The sequence below is a fragment of the Bacillus fungorum genome, assembly GCF_002746455.1.
Lineage (GTDB): Bacteria > Bacillota > Bacilli > Bacillales > Bacillaceae_G > Bacillus_A > Bacillus_A fungorum.
Genome location: NZ_NWUW01000046.1, coordinates 1 through 18023, shown reverse-complemented (window position 1 = coordinate 18023; position 18023 = coordinate 1). Strand labels below are relative to the sequence as shown.

The following is an 18023-nucleotide window of genomic DNA, read 5'->3' as shown; positions in this document are numbered from 1 at the left end:
CGTCTTTGTATATACTTCTGTCTTTTTTGCTGCTGCATTGATTCCCTGTTCGTTGATAGTAAAGCGGTTATCGATTAGAGTCATTTTTTGATTAAATTGCTCAGTTGCAAGCTTGTTGGCTAATTCACCTAATAAATCTTGTTTATTCTGATTAACTGTTTGCTTCAACTCTGGTATCTTAAACCCAGCAACATAATCTTCTACTTGTTTAAGCTCAACTTTGGCACCGATTGCGGTTGCCTGTTGTTCGAGTTTTGTATTTGCTTCAGTAAGTTTTTTACCTTGATCTGATACTACATTGTTTAGATTACTTACAGTAGAAGATAATCCAGTTGCTGTTTGTTCTATTGATGTAACTTTTTTATCAATGGTACCCTGATCGTTTCTCAAATCAACAATGGTACGTGAAAAGCCTTGAAGAGTTTCGTTCACTTCATTAAATTGACCAAAAACCTCATGTTTTACTGATTCAATATCAGGTACAACAGGCTCCCAAATACTATCTTTCCAGAGTTTTAAAATACCAGGCTTACCATTTGAAATATCTAACCATAATGTTTTTCTGTCTATAAGCCCTGTTGCGGGAGGATTCTTTGCTTCTATAATTTCAACAGTATTATTTTTAATATTCTCCTGTACTTTTTCAGCTAGTGTTTTTGCTGCTTCTGACTCCTTCTTTGCATTACTAGCGGTTTCATTAGCATCTTTCACTAATTTATCTAACTGATCTATCATATCTTGTTTATTGCCTAATGAACTGAGGATACGGTTATAAATCTTTCTTAATTCCTCATTTGGATCAACAATCTCACGATAGTCACCAAACACATATTTATCTTGTGTAGGATCAGTAAATGATTCATCACCAGCTATAACACGAGCTTCTAAGTACAACTTTGGTGTAAATCCAGTATCTTTAATTCGAATCGTATCACCCTCATTGATTAATTCATGGGACATTCCAAACACACGGCCGATTGATTGTGCTTCAACTTCATAAGAAACGGAAGTATCAACACGTTTTTTAAATTCAGTTTTCATAAGTGTCATAAGACGCTCTGGAGACATATTTTGATTTTCTGTTTCTGGTGTATAAAAACCAAATTTATGCATTCCATTCTCACTCCATCGCTGGAATGCATCGCTATCTGTAATATAAGGGAGTCCCTTGTTAATTTTTTCTACCGTAATAATGTTATCGCCTTCACCTTTTACGAAACCTATTAGGGCTGTGCAAATATTCCTTGAATGTTCAATACGCCTTACACCAACTAAATCTTTACCCAAAACAACTTCTTTACCGGTTTCCCTACCGCGTTTTCTTATCATATCAACGTACCAACCAGTGATTTGCGAACCTACAACCTCTACACGATATTGAATCTCTAAATCGAATAATGAAGCAATTTTCTTCAAGAAGGTAAGAGGATCTATAATTTCGTCGATAGTCATGGTATGAAATCCAGCGTATTCAGTTATACCGCGCTTCCATTTCATACCGACAAGAGCCATATCGATAAATTCATTAACAGTTTTACTTTCTATACGCTGCGGCATAATATAACCATCTTTTGCTATGTGGACCCAAGCGCCAGAAGCGTTCACTGTAATCGACCTATCACTAGAATCTCTTTCGACCTCATTGTTAATCACATAGGGCACCAGTCGCCCCTCACGAACTTCTTTAACAATTAAATTCTGTTGTTGTAAAACAATTGCATGTGATGTCCCATCGAATGTTTTAAATTCTAATGTATCTATATTATTTTTAATTTCCCAATGACGCTTATCGTCCCAATAGTCATGTGGTTGGATAGCTGATACGATTTGATTTGTTTTAAAATCGACGACATGAAGGATTCCGCTTGGTGTTCTCATCTATATCTCTCCCTATAACTGATTGTTGCATTAACATCAGGCGGCATTATATCGATACGATTTTCACCACGTATTATGATAGGAAAATTACTAAATATTTCTTTTATATTGATTGCATTCTTTCCGTTGATTGTGACAAGACTTTTCTCAGTATCGATAACAATCTTATCTCCAGTATCGAAGATATATGGTTGTGTATTAGACGGAACTTTGTTTACCTTCCAAATCTTTAAATCATCAATTTGTATTTCGTTAATAGGCTGGTGATTATCCCACTTACAAATCGCAATCATAACTTGTGCAATTTTACGCTCAGTCATCGGATTTCCTGTTTCATCAATCCAACGTTCTACTAGTGAAGCACCATCTTTTTCTGTACCATCTATAAACTTAGCTACATATACAGACCACACCTTACCCCGCCTAGCAATACGTACACGACCTCGGAATTGATTAAATGTAGTCGAATAAAATCCACTTGTATCAACTAGTTTTCGAAAACTATTGGGTGTTCCGCTATTTCCAATTGTCATATGCGCCCTTGTAATTTCAGCAGTCGCATATAGATCATTAATATTGATACGGGATACCACATTACTCGTCTCATCTAAAAGAAGCACTTCAACACGTCCCATTTCACCTATGTTTTTGGACTTTAAAGTCACCCATGCCTCCATTTCAAAATCTTGTAATGGTCCGTCCGGAATGTTTTTCTTGGCTATGGCACCGTAGAATCCTGTCTCTTTTCCGTAATCTTCACAATATAGTGCATGGCCATCTCTTGATTTAAAACTACCTGTTCCTTTCATCTCCTCGAATCGTCCAGTAACAGGTGTCCATCCTATAGGAGTAGCCATTTCATCCCACATGACCCTTTCACGCTCCTGTACTATGGTTTCTTCCACAGTCAGAGGGTAGCCTATTCTAAAGTAATCACGATTATGGGGATACTCTCCAAACCATACATCTAAAAAGGTACTTGGTTTTTTCACAATCATTTCAATTGTTGGTAGAGCTTCTACGCTTCCTTTATTCGTAAAATAAGAAGTAATTTCAGTAGACCAATCTTGTACAAATGGATAAGTTTGTACTTTTCCCAATTTATAAGGCATCGGACAAATGAAAGTAAGTACTCCTTCTCCTAAATTTACTAATTGTTCTGGGTCAAATGCCTCATCAATAACAGCTAAGTACGTACGATCTTTTTCGTCATCAAAAACAAGTTCCTGAGGTTGATCCGTAATAAGCCAATCAGCTATCTCTTCTTTTAATTTTTCTGCTTCTTCCATAGATTCATATAACAATGAAACTGGTACAATTATTTTTCTCATTTTCGTTTGCGTTCTTATCAAACGGCCTCCTGGATAGTGAGGGACTTCAAGAAATGTACGTTCCAAAGGAGACCATGCAGGGCGTTTTTTACCCTGCAATGGAATTACATTTGGATTCCTTTTCCCGTTAAAACTAAAGAAACTAATTCCGGTCATATCATCACCTACCTAAAATACTTTACGTCTTTCTTTTTCTTGTTCTTGAAACTCATTAACATCTGTGTATATTTCCCTTGCTATTTCTCTTCCGTTTAAATTAACTTGCAAAATAGTTGGACCTTGTGATGCATATTGTTGTGCCCCTACTTGTTGTGCTAATGGTAGTGACCCCATTATTCCATTAGCAATTGCATCAAAGGTTTGTTTGCGTAAAGGAAGAACTGTTTCGTCATATCCTTGAGCATCACCAACACCAATCAATGTTGGGTTACCAGGCTTAATTAAAGCGCCGTTTGCAGCCCACTTAACACTGAAAGATGGTAAACCTTCACTTGCCCAATTAACAGGATTTAGTGATCCATTTACACTAATTTTCGGGACAGGAATGTGAATACCACTAAACATATTTGCTACACCGTTTTTAATTTTATCAATCCATCCCATAATTCCACTCCAAGCTTCTTTAATAGGATTAATCAGTTTGTCTTTGATTTTCATAGCAGCTTCACCTATATCAATTGCCATACGAACTACAGAAGCGATTGGTTCCTTGATAAATGTCTTGAAATATCCAACAACAGTAGACCACATTCCCTTAATTGCTGAGCCGAATGACATCGCCAACCCCTTAGCTGCTCCTAAGATCTTAGTTACAAACGATAAATTAATAAGCCCCCAAATTAATTGGATAGCTCCACTAAAAATTTGTTTCGCTGCATCCCACATGCCGCGAAAATCACCTGTCAGTAGTGCAGCAAAGAATTTAATAATACCCATGATGATGTTAACTCCACCTTGGATAATATCTTTAATAGCATCCCAAGCGGATTTTACAATCATCATTACAGCTGGCATTACAAAAGCTATAATAGATTGAATGATTGAAAAGGCATTTTTTACAGCTTGAACAATTTGATCTCCGTTTTCTTTCCAAAATGAGGTGATTTGCGCTATAATCCCATTTACAAAGTTAAGGACATCCGTCAGCAAAGGCATCAAGTAAGGAGCTATTGTATTGAATACACCTTTAATAAAATCCCAAGTAGCCCCGATTATTCCCATAATTATAGGGGCTGCAGCTGAGATTAAATTTTGTACATTCATTATGAAATTACTTATCTGTAGTTGTACCTCTTGAACAAACATCTGTATATCAGCTATTTTTTCTGGAGAGAATCCTAATTTTTCTAGCAGATTATAAGCAGATCCCCAATCGCCAGAAACAAGACCTTTCATGGTTTCTACACCAAATCGTACAGCTTCAGTGATGCTCTGTATTGTTTGAATTGCATCAGCAGAGAAACCTAATTTAGTAAGAATATCGTAACCTTCCACCATGGCATTCCTATCGCCTGCTGCTGCTTGCCACATAGCTTGTAATGCTTGAGCTATCCTCTTTACTCCTTCAGTGTACGAGTCTAGTGGAATGATAGATTGAATGAACATATCTATTCCTTTTACCGCATTTATAGCACTTTGAAGAATTGCATATAAGGCAGGAGCAATAATGGTGAATATCGTAATACCTAAGCCTTCTAATTTAGATTTAAATTCATCCCATTTACCAGAAAGGTTGTTTGACATTGTGTCTGCCATTTTTTTAGCGGCGCCATCGGCATAAACGAGTCCATCTGTCATCCTTCCTAACTCTTCACCGCCAACTTTCATTAATGCAGCCCAGTTTTTAAATGCTTCTGCACCAAATAGTGTCGATAATGTCGCCGCTTTCTGTTGATTCGTCATCCCTGCTGTCTTCTGTTCTAATTCACTAACAAGTTGTGGCAATGGTTTAATTTTCCCTTGTAAATCAAAGAATTCTAAATTCAATTCACCCATAACTTTCTTCATCTCTTTTGTTGGCTTAGCTAAGCGGTTTAATGAAGTTCCCCACGCTTGCCCTGCAACAGATCCTTGTAATCCAGCATTCGCCATTGCCATCATTGCAGCAGATGTTTCTTCCATCGTAAAACCAACAGTTGAAGCTGAACCAGCAGCATACTTCATCGCTTCACCCATTTGTTCTACGTTTGTATTAGAACTAGAAGCAGCTTTTGCTAATACATCAGCAGAGTGAGTTGCTTGATCAGCTTTCAATCCAAATCCCGACATGATATTTGATGTAATATCAGCAGCTGTACCTAAATCTAACTGACCAGCTGCAGCTAATGACAGCATACCCGGCATAGCTTCCATGATTTCGTTCGTTTTAAACCCCGCCATACCAAGGTATTGCATCCCTTCTGCCGCTTGAGATGCACTGAATTTTGTTTCCGAACCCATTTTTTTAGCTAGTTCAGACATTTTTTTCATGTCCTCACCAGATGCGCCAGTTACAGCTTGCACTGCTGACATTGTTTTTTCAAAACCTGCCCCAGCTGATACGATACCTGCTAGAGCAGCACCAGCCCCTACCGCTATTCCTGCCATGCCTCCAATAGCCAAAGCAGAGGAACCAACAGAAGCACCCATAACTCCAGCTGCTTGTCCCATTCGGCTAAATCCTCTATTTAAAATTCCAGTGGTACGCTGACCTTGTTGTTCCGCTCGGTTCAATCCCCTTCGTAATTCATCATCACGCAAGAATATTGAACCAAACATACGAAACAGTTCCATTTATTCACCCGCCTTTCCGCGGATTTTAGCAACACGAGCAAACACTTCTTCTTTTGTGAGTTTCTTTTTCTGTGGTTGCTCTATCGAATCGTTATACTTTTTCACTTGTTCACTCGTTGGATTCATACGTTTATGTTTGAAAGCAGGGAATGTTTCCTCGCAATACGGTTGTAAAGCGCACCATTCTTCCCATAAAAGACGTTCCATTTCTTTCTCTTTGGCTTTTTTGAACATCTCCATACCTATTGCTATAGGAAGGTTCATAACGTACTCTACATCTCCATATCGGCTTGCAAACGTGTCGTGAAAATCTATTTCGTTAATCCAACGAGTTTCGAAAAAACTGGTGCAAAGCTTGTATCAACTCTTTTAATCTCCATTACGATTTCATATAAATCGCCTAAATCTAAATCTTTAATTACATCTACTTCAACACTAGATAAATCGGACAATAGTTGATATACATCTTCTTCTGCTTCACCTAATCCAGCGAAAACTTCTATAAATAAATTGATACCTAATGCCTTTTGCTGTAGTCCTAAGTTTTTTAACTCATCCAGCATTTTGAAGTCGGGTTTGATATCCATTTTCTTCACGATTCGTGATAACCGTGGGATATCTCTTGTTTTAATACCTCTTACTACATATTCTTTTCCTTGAACTGTTACTGCCATATTCATTCCTCCTTAAAATAAAAAGAGCAGGGGTTTTCCCTACTCTTTAACCTGCCGGTATTAATTTAGCTGCTTCCGTTGCAGTTAAAATACGCATTTTCCAAGGTACTTTTCGAATATCTGATGGATTCCGATGTCCAGTGAATGTAACTTCTGGTACTACTTCACTTTCATTCTCAAATCCTAATTCTAACGAGCCATCGGATAGAGCGTTATACACAATAACTTCCACTATATCTCCACCTAAAGTTTCGCCAACCCAAGCCACATTTTTCAAATAACTATCGTTAGTTAGTTTTTCAGTTGGCTCAATAACATCATATTTGATAGTCTTTCCATCTTTCGTGACTGATTCCTCAGACACTTTAAGACCAGCAATAAAATTTTTCACTTTGTTCTTGTCAATAAATTCAAGTGTTTTAAAAGCTAATTGCGTTTTAGATTTAGTAATACGTTTCATCCCCATAGTGTCACCAGGAGAACCATCATATTCAATTTCTTTGAATTCAGGTTCGTATTTGAATGAACCGCCGCCTTGCGTAGCTCCTACAGCTAGTTCATCAGTTTCTCCGTAATTAAAAAAGAATGCGCCCCAGTCTCCGAAGAGGACATTCTCAGGTTTTGGTTGTGGAGCTGCCATATAATCAACCCTTTCTATTATTTAAAATAAGTTCGTAAAATGAATCGTACTTCTTTACGTCTGATATTCGGGTCTGGATCAGGTACTTTCTGACTCGAAAGATAAGAAATAGCAGCACCAAATCCAGCGCTGCTTAATCTCTTTCTATGAAGATTACTTTCTAATTTCATAATTAGTTCATCTATTTTACTAAGATGAGCAGAAGTGCCATAGATATCAATTGTAATCATGATATTCTTTCTTCCCCAAGGTTCTTTATCATCGTTAACTGTATACACCAGATAAGGCATTACAGCGGTTGTTTTTGCAATCTCATAATACGATTCCTTATGAGTCTTTTTCAATTCACTGTGTAATACATTTATAAAGTCATTCATGGTATCTACCTCATTAATGACGAATAGGTACTTGTTCCTACCTGTATAATTTGCGGTTTGTTATTCTCTGCTGCTGGTCTAAGAAATGGTTGTGGTCGTTGCCCTTGAGTTTTAACCATTTTCCCTGTTTTAGGGTCACGGTACATCCATGGAGTTTGGCGTCCGTTATTGTCCTCGGCAAAAATCCCTGTCCCTTTTTCTACATAAATCCCATAATCAGCAGAAGTTCCGATAACAACCTTTTCTAGTTCCGCTTTAGAACTAATACTGTTTCTTAGATTACTAGTATCTACGGGAGATAATAGCCTAGCCTTAGAACTAACAAATTGACCAATAGCGGCATGAGCTGCTTTCTTAGCTCTCATATGTTTCGCCATCACTTGAGCTCTATTCGATTGAAATTTCATGCTCATAAGGCAACATCCCCAATTCTATTTGAAAAAATCTACCTGCATTCATTGGATCACCAGGATAAGTAACACTGTATACCTTCTTATCAATGACTAATCTGTCTTGAATCGTTACATCGAATGGTAAGCAGTAAAAGAAATGTGTACTCTTCTCTTCTACCTTCTTATTGCGAGCGTCCTTTGTTCCTTGTATAGCATCTAGTACACCTTTTACAGTGTTAATTTGTCCCCATTCTTCTGTTGGATATGGGCCATCATCAGAACCAGCATTACGAAGTACTGTAGCTTCTTTGCCAAACTTACGTATCATGGATTGAATCATAAGACACGCAACCTCACTTTCAGTCCTTTCGTAATACTTGCCGGATAATCTCCCACATCGTCATAAGTAACAGAATAGTTACCTAACGATTCGCTTTTCTTACCTTCTCTTTCCTGATCCTTATATTGATGAACCACCATTTTAGCAATAATACCAGGATAAGCAGGAGGAAATTCAGGAATAGTTCTATTCGTGTATTCAGCGACCATTAACATTGTATCTTCAATGCTTATTAATAAGTTTTCATCACTTATATTAGGTATTTGCAGTTTTACACGTTTTAGAATTTCTGCTTTCATATCCATTTACTCACTCGGCTTTGCAGGTGTTTGTCTTTTCTTTTTAACAACTTCTTGTTTTGGTTCGTCTACTTCTTCGTATATAGGGTCATTCTTGCAGCGCTTTACATGATCTGCATCCGTCACTTCCCATTTAACATCTGTTTGTGTGTTCAAAAACCAAGGCATACTATCTCTCCTTTCAAAAGAAAGAGGAAAGGCTTACGCCTGTCCCTCTGGTTTTTCTGGTGTAGTTGGTGCGATTGTAGCTGTAAGTACTGCTAACGCTTCTGGGCGAAGCACACCAGCCCCATAAACCATAAGACCACGAACGCCATCTGCAAATGAATTTTGAAGGCGTTGCGCTTCTGTTTCATTTAACTGTTTACCATGACCGATACCTGACTTATGAAGAGCAAGAATTTTATATTTACCGGATGTATTGTGAATCTCTTCTGATACAACGATTTGTGAACCATTGATTATTTGTCCTTCTACAACGCCGTTTTCTAAAATGACAGGTTGCTTTGTAAAACGGTCATCTTTAGATAGTAACCCGAGAAGTTGAGAATTGATGATTGTGAAACGTTCAGTTTTAGGTACTTTTTTCACGTTTAACTTTGTATTGAGATCAACAATGTAGTCGTATGCATTCTTAGGTGATAATTCGATTGCTGCGGAATCTGTACCGATTACATTATCTTTATGGGCACCAGTGTAAAGTCCTAATGTAAAAGTATCGACAGTTTCTTGAAGTACTGAACCTGCCTCTTGTGTATGTGGGTCAATTAAGTCTCCTGCTGCTTGCACAGCGTCTACATCATCTACTTTGAACGCAAAATACTTTTTCTGATCCATATTGATTTCTACTTTAGAAGGGTTTGTGTCATCCCATTCAACAGAACCAGAATAGTCTTTTACATTTACTGCACCGACACGGTTAAAAATAATTTTGTTACCTTCAATTTTTGCTGGCTTTGTTGTGATTAAATCCGCGATAGAACGCTTGTGGAAATTCGCCATTAAACGAGCTTCCCAAATTGTTGGAATAAAAGTTGCTACTGACATATATTAATTCCTCCTTAATGTTTTTCCATGACAAAAGAAACCACTAAAATAGCAATCTCTTTTGTTCGTTTTATAATTTTTTTAACTATACTACTTAACTTTTCTATTATTACTTACCCCAACTGCGCATATCTTTCTGAATTTGTGCCCAGTTCGCATTAATTTCATCCTGACTCATTGAATTTACTTGTTCTCTTGTAAATCCAGTCCCAGTTCCGCCACTAACATGAATTTCTCGGCCCGCAGCTTTAAATCTTTCAACTACTTTTGCTTCTAACGCCGAAGAGAACAAATCATTAAATTTTGATACTCTAGATTTTGTATCCTCCACATCTGAACCGATAACAAAATCTACAAACTTAAGATCTAATCCAATCGCTGATAATCCATCTGCAGCCGCACTTTGCATTTCTTTCTGATGAAGTATTCTTTCTCGCTCTTCTAGCTGTTCCTGAAGTTGCTTCATCTCATACTCAGCTTTTTCTTGAGCGGTCATAGAAGCGGTTTTGTAGTTTTCTAGTTCCTTCTTGGTTGCATTAAGTTCTTTCGAATATTTCGAACGAACTCTATCTTCTGCTGATTGCACCATTTTCTCAATAAATGTTTTTGTTGCATCATCTAATTTCGGCTCTTTCTGTCCGTCAATTGGCGCCTCCTCTTTATCATCCGCAGGTGGCGTTTGTTCAGTCGGTGGTGTATCTTCTGCTGGTGGTGTATTAGAATCAGAGAAGAATTGCATACCTTTCAATCGTAATGGCGCTTTTATTGTTTCTTTAACAAACTTTACTGGCAAATCTTTAACTAAATATTGTTTCATAATTTTTCCTCCTTTGAGTTCCTATGAATACGCCCTGTTTAGTTCGTAATCTATAAGCCCTCAAGTGTTTTATTTTTATTTGAGAGAGTCTTTCCACTCTTCATAACTAACTCCAGTAATGACTTCATTCCTGCCTGTTGTCGGGTTTCTAGCCCTCCTCTCAATAAATGGGCTAACTTCCGCTACTTCGGTAATAAAAGTACAGCGGCAGCGTACAACCTCTTTAGCTGGCAAATTACTATCATGTGGATATTTGCAGCTATAACCACCGACTTTAAATACCCCTTTAAACGGTACTTTTTGATGATCTGCAGCTTGGTGAGAAGGACGTGTACGTTTATCTAATGTAGAAATCCAAAACTTCTCCATTGATACGCCTTCATCGAAAGCATGAGAGGAACTGTCATAAGTACCTATGTTTTGCACCCTAGCACTTTCTGTCCATGCAACCATCATTGCTTTCTTCGCATCACCATCTAATACAGGCTTAATCCGATTAGCCATTACTGCATATTCTTCTCCTTTTCTAAGACCAATAGATAATTCTCTGCGTATTCGGTTAACTAGCTGTACTCGATGTGTACTTAATCTTTGATTGAGTGTCATTTTATCGATTGGCATTTGTACCGCGCGCTTAATGATGTTTGGGTCCAGAAGACCATATGAAAGGGTTACACTTACTTCTTGCTCAATAAGATAACTCGTATAATAAAAAGACTCCCCATACTGAGTGGAGAGTTTTTCGTTGAGAGTTTTCTTTTTCTCATATGTTATTTCATTAATAACTTGTTGCAGTTCGCTTTGCAGGTTCTTATATCGATTAAATCGGCGCATTTCCTGCATGTTTAGCCGCTCATTTACCGCATATTTGGCATAATAAAAAGCCAGTATTCCTCTGACTTCTTCTAAAGCATCTTTATACAGGTAGAGAATCGCCTTTTCCAGTTCGTCCTCTATCTTTTGGAGGTGTTTCTGTTTCTTGTCCCACTCCATCATCTTCACCGCCTCTATGTACGGTGTCTAAATCAATAGAATCAACCTCTTCTTCTTTCATCTTTTGTAATTCTGCCTTCGGGTCATGAACAGCAGAGAATAAAGATAAACGTGTCTCTTCACTTATTAAACCTTGTAATTTTCCCTGTACATCTGCTTCATCAGATAAATTAACAGGAAGGTTTCGCGTGAACTGGAACGTCATACAAAGGTAGTCTAATTCTTCTTTATTTGAGCGTAAATTCCAAGCACCAAATAACAGTTTAAATTGTTGGCGCAGCGACTTAGTGAACTTTACTTCCAGTGTCCCCGATTTCGTTTCTAAAGCTAATAGCTTATAACGAATAGCAACACCAGTAAGGTTAGAACCGAATGATTCATCAGTAAGATTAACATGCTTTGTAAAACGGCAAATGTTCTTCTCTAATCTGTCGAGATGATGTTCTAATATGTTGTCGTTGAGATCCTTAGTCAAGAAAGAAGCTTCACCATTTTCACCTACATCAAGCGCGCCAGTTTGCTTTAGTTTCTCGATAGTGTCATCATCTATATCAACACCTTTAAAAATCATATAAGCCAAACGAAACTGTTCTATTTCGCTATTAACATCCGAAAAAGCTCTGTCGTACCCTTCGATTAGTGCGATGGCTTTATCTACATCACCTTGTAATTCCTCATTGTTAGGAAATCCGATAAGTGGCACACCTTTGTATAAATTAGGGATTCGATTTGTTTCTTGCAGCTTATCTAAACCTTCACCAGTGTACTCAATGATATGAGTTTCGTTATAAAATTCCACCTTGTATCCATCTTTAAAATCGTCACCATCAATTACTTTGATTGGGTAGCAGCGAATAGCGTATTTAGGCTCTGCAATGCTTGAATTAGTAAGAAAAATAGCTTCATAAGGTTTGATATTCATAACCTTTTCAATACCTTCTTTGTCATGGTAAAGCAGTCTCGCCCCATATCCACAAATAGAAGCAAACTTACCTGTTTCCGCATCAGCATCTTCAGTATGATTCGCTTTTAAGAAGTCCTGGATTCGTTTTAACACTTCTTCATCTTCATGATCTAAGCTATATGAAATAGGTAATCCAAACATATAGCCAATCTTCGTATCGATAATTTCAGAAAAGAAGTCATTGTTTAGCTTATTATTTACCTTATCCTTATTTCCATCACCTTTAAACTCACGAGTAAAGATAGGTACGCCTTTCTCACTTGCTTTGTATCGTTCGTACCTATTAATCATGCGTTGTTTCATAGGCTCAAACTCATCAATAATCTTTTTGAGCAGTTTTGGTGTAGGCTCCCTATTGTTTTCATCCAGTAACGGAATGTAGTGTTCAAACATCGTCTCACCTCCTTAATAGATTGATTTAACAGCTCTTGCTTTGTTATTAGACATAATTACGGTATTTACAAAATAGCGATCAGCATCCATTTGATGGTCATTCTGCTTAATTGGTTTGTCTTCACCACGCTCCATTGCTTTCTCATCCCATACATAAGAAGAGAACTCACGCAGCGTTTCTTTACAACAATCGCAGAATTTAATTAATTCAGTTGTCAATGCAGTTGCTACATTACGTATTCCATCTAATACATCGTTCTTTGCTTTCTTTACTTTCCAACCTTTTTGTTTCAGTAAAATAATAAATGAGCTTGCGGACGGGTCTACGATAATACGCTTGGTTAGACCATTTGCAAACTCAACTAAATCCTCATAATATTGTTCATCTGACTTTTGTAAATTCTTCTTGCGAGCGTCATGATGGTATTCCTTCACCTTGTACCAAATGCCACCAGATAAGCCCCATAAGCCAAATGCCATCGGGTTTTGGGTACCGTAATCGCAGGAGATATAATACTGCTCATATTTCCTTGGATACGATGGAACAACATGTTCATCTTCATTAAACATACTATATATTAAACCTTCCGCCATTACCCATAAACCTAATATATAGCGTTGATAGAACACACCACTAAACATACGTTTAAAGCGGTCTTTCACTTTCTCAGAAAGAGATAAGTTGTCATCCATTGTGAATTTTAAATGGCAAACCAACTTCTCTTTTTTCTTATCGATAAGCTCTGTTTTTACAAAGTGATATGGAGAGCCTGGGTTACAGTTCATAAATATCTTTGCACCATCAACAGAACAACGCCCAATCATTTGATCTATAAATGATTTAGGAAATAAAGCCGCTTCATCCGCTAATGAACCAGCAGCAGTTAAACCTTGGAGTGTATCCTGCGAGTTCTCTTTATTAGCTCCAAACAAGTAGTACGTATTCCATCCAATTTGCAGATAGTTTTCGGAACGGTTGTAATCATATCTCCATCCCCATGCGGTAAGTATCTGTATCATCGGATTAATTACGTTACGTTTTAGTGAGCCAATTGATTTACCAGCAATGATAAATGACTCACCTTTAAACTTTTCCTGTGACCATTGTAAGAAGCTGCAGATCATCGAAATTGTTTTACCGGAACGAATTGCTCCATCTGCAATAACGATGTCATGATTCTCATATGGCGAACCATCTCGCCACCACCACAATAATTGTAATTGTTTATTTGAAAACGGCTGGAACTTAAACGATTTGGTTTTCCGCTTTTTAATCCTCGCCATCTTCATCACCAAATACTTCTTTCATCTTTTCTGGATCAGGAGCAGTTGCTTGTAAGAAATCTTGAATTGCTTGTACATTATCATCGTCTTCATCACCAGTTAAATTTGCAATTTCAGCATTAGCTTTCTTTATGTTCGCTTTCTGTACTTCCATATGCATTTTGTGACGCTCTTCTTCAATTTTTCGTTTGAAGTTGTCAGGCACTAAATCGAAGTACAGCGCCAGTTTATCAAGTGCTCTCATCTTATCAGCAAGCTTGATAGACACACCTTCTTTGCCCTTTTTCACTTCCGCAATGATAGAGCCATCAACCATGTCAGATTCATTAAAATCAACATAACTAATGGTTCTCATGACTGGTTTTCCGTCTTCATCTTTTACAGGTCCAAACGGGCCCATCACTTCTACATCTTTCTGGCCAAAATTTACGTAATTCGTAATATCTGCAAAAGCAATTTTGATGTACTCATTCAATACATCCATCGCTTCTACAAATATGTTTTCAACCATTTCGCCTTTAATCTCACGAATGTAAGATGCTACACGTTCTCTTCTCAGCAACCGGCTACTTGTAACATGTGCGCTACTCTTGGCATAACCGGCTTTCAGTGCAGCTTGTGTACCATTAAAATACTTTACATAATACAAACAAAAGAGCCGTTCTTGTTCCGTCAACTCTTCATCATCTAATATTTCTTTTAATTTCTTCTTTGTTTTAGGGTTTTCTACTTTGGTAATTACCTTTTTACCAGTGGTAATATTACCGGTAATATTATCGTCCCATTTGTCCTTGGATTTCCACTTTCTAACGAGAGAAATACTCTTCCCTAACTCTTCTGCAATCTGCTCAATAGGTTTTTCTCCTTTTGAGTCTTTATACATTTCAAACGCCTTATCTCGTTCTACGCTTCGTCTACTCACTTCATATCACCCACCACCTTCTAAATTAATAGGAAGAAACTCGTTTATTTCTCCCTTCGAATAACTTTTTTACAAAGAAAAAAGACCTTGTAAATTACAAAGTCTTTTTTCTTATATATAAACTTATAACTTTCATATTAGTATTAGTTAAATCCCTCCACCAGGTTCTGTGTTAGCAGGTGCCCCTCCATAATCTCCAACAGATTCTAACTTGGGTGCAGGTGTATCTCCTACGTTATAAGCTGGTGCTCCTGTATTTCCATGTGCATAACTCGTAGACCAGCCCTCTCCATGAGTATAAGATGGTGCCCCTCCATAATCCCCATGTGTATAAGATGGCGCTCCTCCATGATTTCCATGTGCATATGCAGGCGCTCCTCCTCCATCACCTACTGAAGCCGCTTGAACAACCTCTCCACTATTTCCATGAGTAAAACCAAAAATTCCAAATCCTAAAACAGATAAACCTACGACTGCTGTACCGATTTTTCTTTTCATAATCGCTCTCCTCTATGTGTATTTCATGTTAATTGAAATGAACATATTATGGATATCAGTCATGATGAAAATTCGACTCATTTCATTACCATATATTTATACTTCTATGTATTTTTTTGTAAAACCTTCTTGAAATCTGAAGAAAATGGTTGTTTTTCGTAAAATTTAAAATATAATAACAAATTATTCACTTCACAATTTAGGCTACGTTGCCTAGCCATATTCACCACCTCGCGGTAATCCCTAATTATTTCGTAGAAAATTCGAAATATATACTCACAAATATGTCCAAGTTGCTATAATAAAATTAACATTGCCATCTGGAAAAGTGATTCGCCCCCATGCGAGTTGCTTTTCCTTTTTTAAGGCTATTGTTTTAAGAATTCATCCATAGTTTTATCTAACAAACTAACCATTGCGTCTCTCTTTTGCTTTGGTGTTGTATTGTCTTCCAACTCATTAAAGATTGGAATTGCACTTTCTAATTTCTGTTTATCGATACGCTCATTTACAAGGTCCGTTCCTAACATTGAAATGAATGTTCCAATTACAACGGTTTGTTCTTGTTTACTTAGTTTCATTTGTTTTAATCCTCCTTATGGTAATTCCTTTTGAAAATCCTATTATTAAAATGTATAATTATATAAAAAGTTCTAAAAAAATTGAATCGAGGTGAAAATCATGAGAAGTTTTAGTTCATTATTGATCTCTACTATCTGTTCAACAATCCTATTAGTTTGGAATTCCCTTTCTTTTTATACTGAATTCACAACAGGACATACGTACTACTGGATTTACGGTATCATAGCCTTGGTTTTTCTTCTATTCTTTATCTTAAACATGCGAGATATTATCAAGAAAAACTACAGAACATCATAAGAATAGGGGTTGATACATATGTGGAAAAAAATCAACAATTACAAATACCATTTAAAAGATTTAAAATTTATGATTTGGCTATTCCCCATCATCGGGCTAATATATGCTTGTGACTTCTTCTATGGGCTAATGTTTCATCAAGAATTTCATTGGACTAAATTAGTATTGATAGCAATTATGCTTATAGGATTTTTAGATATAAAAAAGAAAATTAGAAACAATGATTATAGAACAGATTGAACTAACAAACGATTTTGAATTAATTTCCGGGTCTTACTTCATAAATCATTATCAGGAGAATCTGCATGTTTGCAGGTTCTTTTTTTATTCCTCTTCTTGTAAATCTATTTATTTAAATGTAAAATTGTAAATAAGTTCTAACATTTTGAATCGAGGTGAACACAATGAAAAGTTTTGGTATGTTAGTAATCTCCACTGTCTTTTCAGCTCTCTTAGTATTTTATAATGTCAATTCCTTTTATAATAAATTTACATCAGGGAATACATATTACTGGGTAAACGGTATCCTAGCTGCTGGATTTCTTATATCCTTAATTATTAACATAAAAGATATCATCAAGAAAAACTACACAACTTCCGAATCTAATTAAGGAGCCTACCATGGTTCCTTTTTCTATACAAAATAAAAAAGCAGCAGATTCGCTACTTTGATAATTATTTATTCCATTCATTTAAGTATTTATATCGTACTTTATACTCCTTTTCAATAACATTTCCATGCCAACGATTCTCTTTTTCCACTCTATTATCTTTAAAATTAAACTCGCTTATATCACCATTTACGTTTAGCCATTCCGGATTATTATGAGCATATTGATAAATGAACATCCTCGCCTCTTTTAATGAATTGAATTTTTCTTCAAACGGAATAGCTTCATCACTTTTATGTCTAATTACTTCATATAATACAACTTCCATTGCTCCTCTTGTTTCGAAATACGGTTTAGTAAAACGATCCACTTTTCTCATCTTAACATCCCCTTTTCAATTCACTATAGATTTATTATACAAAATAAAAATAGCTACTTTTGAAAAGTTTCATATTTTATTTGAAATTAAATGTAATAAAATACAGATCTCATAAATCGCAGTTTTTTCGTTCATTGAGTTCGTTTGTTTTGCGCAAAAGAAAAAGCACCTATTAAGGTCATAGCCATCAACTTTAAAGAAGTGTCTCCGATGCTAAAAGCATCGGAGGCATTTTTTTTACAATCTTTGAATACAATCCTGTATTTTGGACATACTCAAATAGAACTTCACTTGGTTCATATTTTATGAAGCCACTGGAAGTTGCTCCGTTGATATCTTTATTAAGCCTAGGATTTCAAACGGCGTTGTTTTTCGATACCGCCGCGCTTTTTTCCCATTCTTACTAATATCTTGAAAGAGCCTGCTGAGCACTGAAACAGGATGTTGGACAGTATAAAAAAGGGCGGCGTGTATTTTTTTTAGATAAATCTGCACCATATAAGCACATTTCAACTCACTCATTTCTTTTCTTT

The 18023-nt window shown here is 36.7% G+C and carries 23 protein-coding genes and 1 pseudogene; 3 read left to right on the top strand and 21 right to left on the bottom strand.

The genetic code is table 11. The annotated features are described in order from the left end of the window. The 19 genes from CO726_RS28750 to CO726_RS28665 all read right to left on the bottom strand — a co-directional run. Positions 1–1878 (bottom strand): phage tail spike protein (locus CO726_RS28750; RefSeq protein ID WP_169513101.1); only part of this gene is annotated, 1878 nt, incomplete at its 3' end. Beyond that, positions 1875–3356, bottom strand: a complete 1482-nt coding sequence (locus CO726_RS28745) for a distal tail protein Dit (RefSeq protein ID WP_099686561.1) — start codon at positions 3354–3356, stop codon at positions 1875–1877. The genes CO726_RS28745 and CO726_RS28750, both read right to left, overlap by 4 nt. A 21-nt stretch (positions 3357–3377) precedes the next feature. Then, positions 3378–5981, bottom strand: coding sequence for a phage tail tape measure protein (locus tag CO726_RS28740; protein WP_099686556.1), 2604 nt, complete (start codon positions 5979–5981; stop codon positions 3378–3380). Further along, positions 5982–6245 (bottom strand): hypothetical protein, encoded by a 264-nt coding sequence (locus tag CO726_RS28735; protein ID WP_245916803.1) that lies wholly within the window; start codon positions 6243–6245, stop codon positions 5982–5984. Positions 6246–6292: 47 nt separating this feature from the next. Then, entirely contained in the window at positions 6293–6655 is a 363-nt protein-coding gene (locus CO726_RS28730; RefSeq protein WP_099686555.1) for a hypothetical protein, read from the bottom strand. A gap of 46 nt (positions 6656–6701) precedes the next feature. Continuing rightward, entirely contained in the window at positions 6702–7295 is a 594-nt protein-coding gene (locus CO726_RS28725) for a hypothetical protein (protein WP_099686554.1), read from the bottom strand. Positions 7296–7312: 17 nt separating this feature from the next. After that, entirely contained in the window at positions 7313–7672 is a 360-nt protein-coding gene (locus CO726_RS28720; protein ID WP_099686553.1) for a hypothetical protein, read from the bottom strand. Positions 7673–7677: 5 nt separating this feature from the next. Next, positions 7678–8085, bottom strand: coding sequence for an HK97-gp10 family putative phage morphogenesis protein (locus CO726_RS28715; protein ID WP_099686552.1), 408 nt, complete (start codon positions 8083–8085; stop codon positions 7678–7680). Beyond that, positions 8060–8404 (bottom strand): head-tail adaptor protein, encoded by a 345-nt coding sequence (locus tag CO726_RS28710; protein ID WP_099686551.1) that lies wholly within the window; start codon positions 8402–8404, stop codon positions 8060–8062. Before CO726_RS28710 ends, CO726_RS28715 begins: the two co-directional genes overlap by 26 nt. Next, positions 8401–8709, bottom strand: coding sequence for a head-tail connector protein (locus CO726_RS28705; RefSeq protein WP_099686550.1), 309 nt, complete (start codon positions 8707–8709; stop codon positions 8401–8403). The genes CO726_RS28710 and CO726_RS28705 overlap by 4 nt, the downstream gene beginning before the upstream one ends. Further along, on the bottom strand, positions 8710–8871 hold the full coding sequence (locus CO726_RS32010; RefSeq protein ID WP_169513100.1) for a hypothetical protein: 162 nt from the start codon (positions 8869–8871) through the stop codon (positions 8710–8712). Between the two features lie 33 nt (positions 8872–8904). Further along, positions 8905–9750: a phage major capsid protein gene (locus CO726_RS28700; RefSeq protein WP_099686549.1), complete on the bottom strand. Its 846-nt coding sequence runs from the start codon at positions 9748–9750 to the stop codon at positions 8905–8907. Between the two features lie 109 nt (positions 9751–9859). Further along, on the bottom strand, positions 9860–10567 hold the full coding sequence (locus tag CO726_RS28695; protein WP_099686548.1) for a DUF4355 domain-containing protein: 708 nt from the start codon (positions 10565–10567) through the stop codon (positions 9860–9862). Between the two features lie 75 nt (positions 10568–10642). After that, positions 10643–11410 (bottom strand): phage minor head protein, encoded by a 768-nt coding sequence (locus CO726_RS28690; RefSeq protein ID WP_099686559.1) that lies wholly within the window; start codon positions 11408–11410, stop codon positions 10643–10645. Positions 11411–11483: 73 nt separating this feature from the next. Beyond that, entirely contained in the window at positions 11484–12917 is a 1434-nt protein-coding gene (locus tag CO726_RS28685; RefSeq protein ID WP_099686547.1) for a phage portal protein, read from the bottom strand. Positions 12918–12929: 12 nt separating this feature from the next. Further along, positions 12930–14201, bottom strand: coding sequence for a PBSX family phage terminase large subunit (locus tag CO726_RS28680; RefSeq protein WP_099686558.1), 1272 nt, complete (start codon positions 14199–14201; stop codon positions 12930–12932). Continuing rightward, a complete protein-coding gene (locus tag CO726_RS28675; RefSeq protein ID WP_245916807.1) occupies positions 14188–15084 on the bottom strand; it encodes a terminase small subunit in 897 nt (298 codons plus the stop codon). The genes CO726_RS28680 and CO726_RS28675 overlap by 14 nt, the downstream gene beginning before the upstream one ends. Before the next feature lie 186 nt (positions 15085–15270). Further along, positions 15271–15621 (bottom strand): hypothetical protein, encoded by a 351-nt coding sequence (locus tag CO726_RS28670; RefSeq protein WP_099686545.1) that lies wholly within the window; start codon positions 15619–15621, stop codon positions 15271–15273. Between the two features lie 368 nt (positions 15622–15989). Further along, positions 15990–16202 (bottom strand): hypothetical protein, encoded by a 213-nt coding sequence (locus tag CO726_RS28665; RefSeq protein ID WP_099686544.1) that lies wholly within the window; start codon positions 16200–16202, stop codon positions 15990–15992. A gap of 100 nt (positions 16203–16302) precedes the next feature. Here CO726_RS28665 and CO726_RS32695 point away from each other — a divergent pair, with 100 nt between their 5' ends. The 3 genes from CO726_RS32695 (at position 16303) to CO726_RS28650 (ending at position 17111) form a co-directional block, all read left to right on the top strand. Then, a complete protein-coding gene (locus CO726_RS32695) occupies positions 16303–16500 on the top strand; it encodes a hypothetical protein (RefSeq protein WP_099686543.1) in 198 nt (65 codons plus the stop codon). A gap of 18 nt (positions 16501–16518) precedes the next feature. After that, positions 16519–16740, top strand: coding sequence for a hypothetical protein (locus tag CO726_RS28655; protein ID WP_099686542.1), 222 nt, complete (start codon positions 16519–16521; stop codon positions 16738–16740). Between the two features lie 164 nt (positions 16741–16904). Beyond that, complete coding sequence (locus tag CO726_RS28650) at positions 16905–17111, top strand: hypothetical protein (protein ID WP_099686541.1); 207 nt, start codon at positions 16905–16907, stop codon at positions 17109–17111. Positions 17112–17175: 64 nt separating this feature from the next. Here CO726_RS28650 and CO726_RS28645 read toward each other — a convergent pair whose 3' ends face one another. Beyond that, positions 17176–17490: a hypothetical protein gene (locus CO726_RS28645; RefSeq protein ID WP_169513099.1), complete on the bottom strand. Its 315-nt coding sequence runs from the start codon at positions 17488–17490 to the stop codon at positions 17176–17178. Between the two features lie 303 nt (positions 17491–17793). Then, positions 17794–18023: pseudogene (locus tag CO726_RS32245) on the bottom strand (IS4 family transposase); the annotation flags it as partial.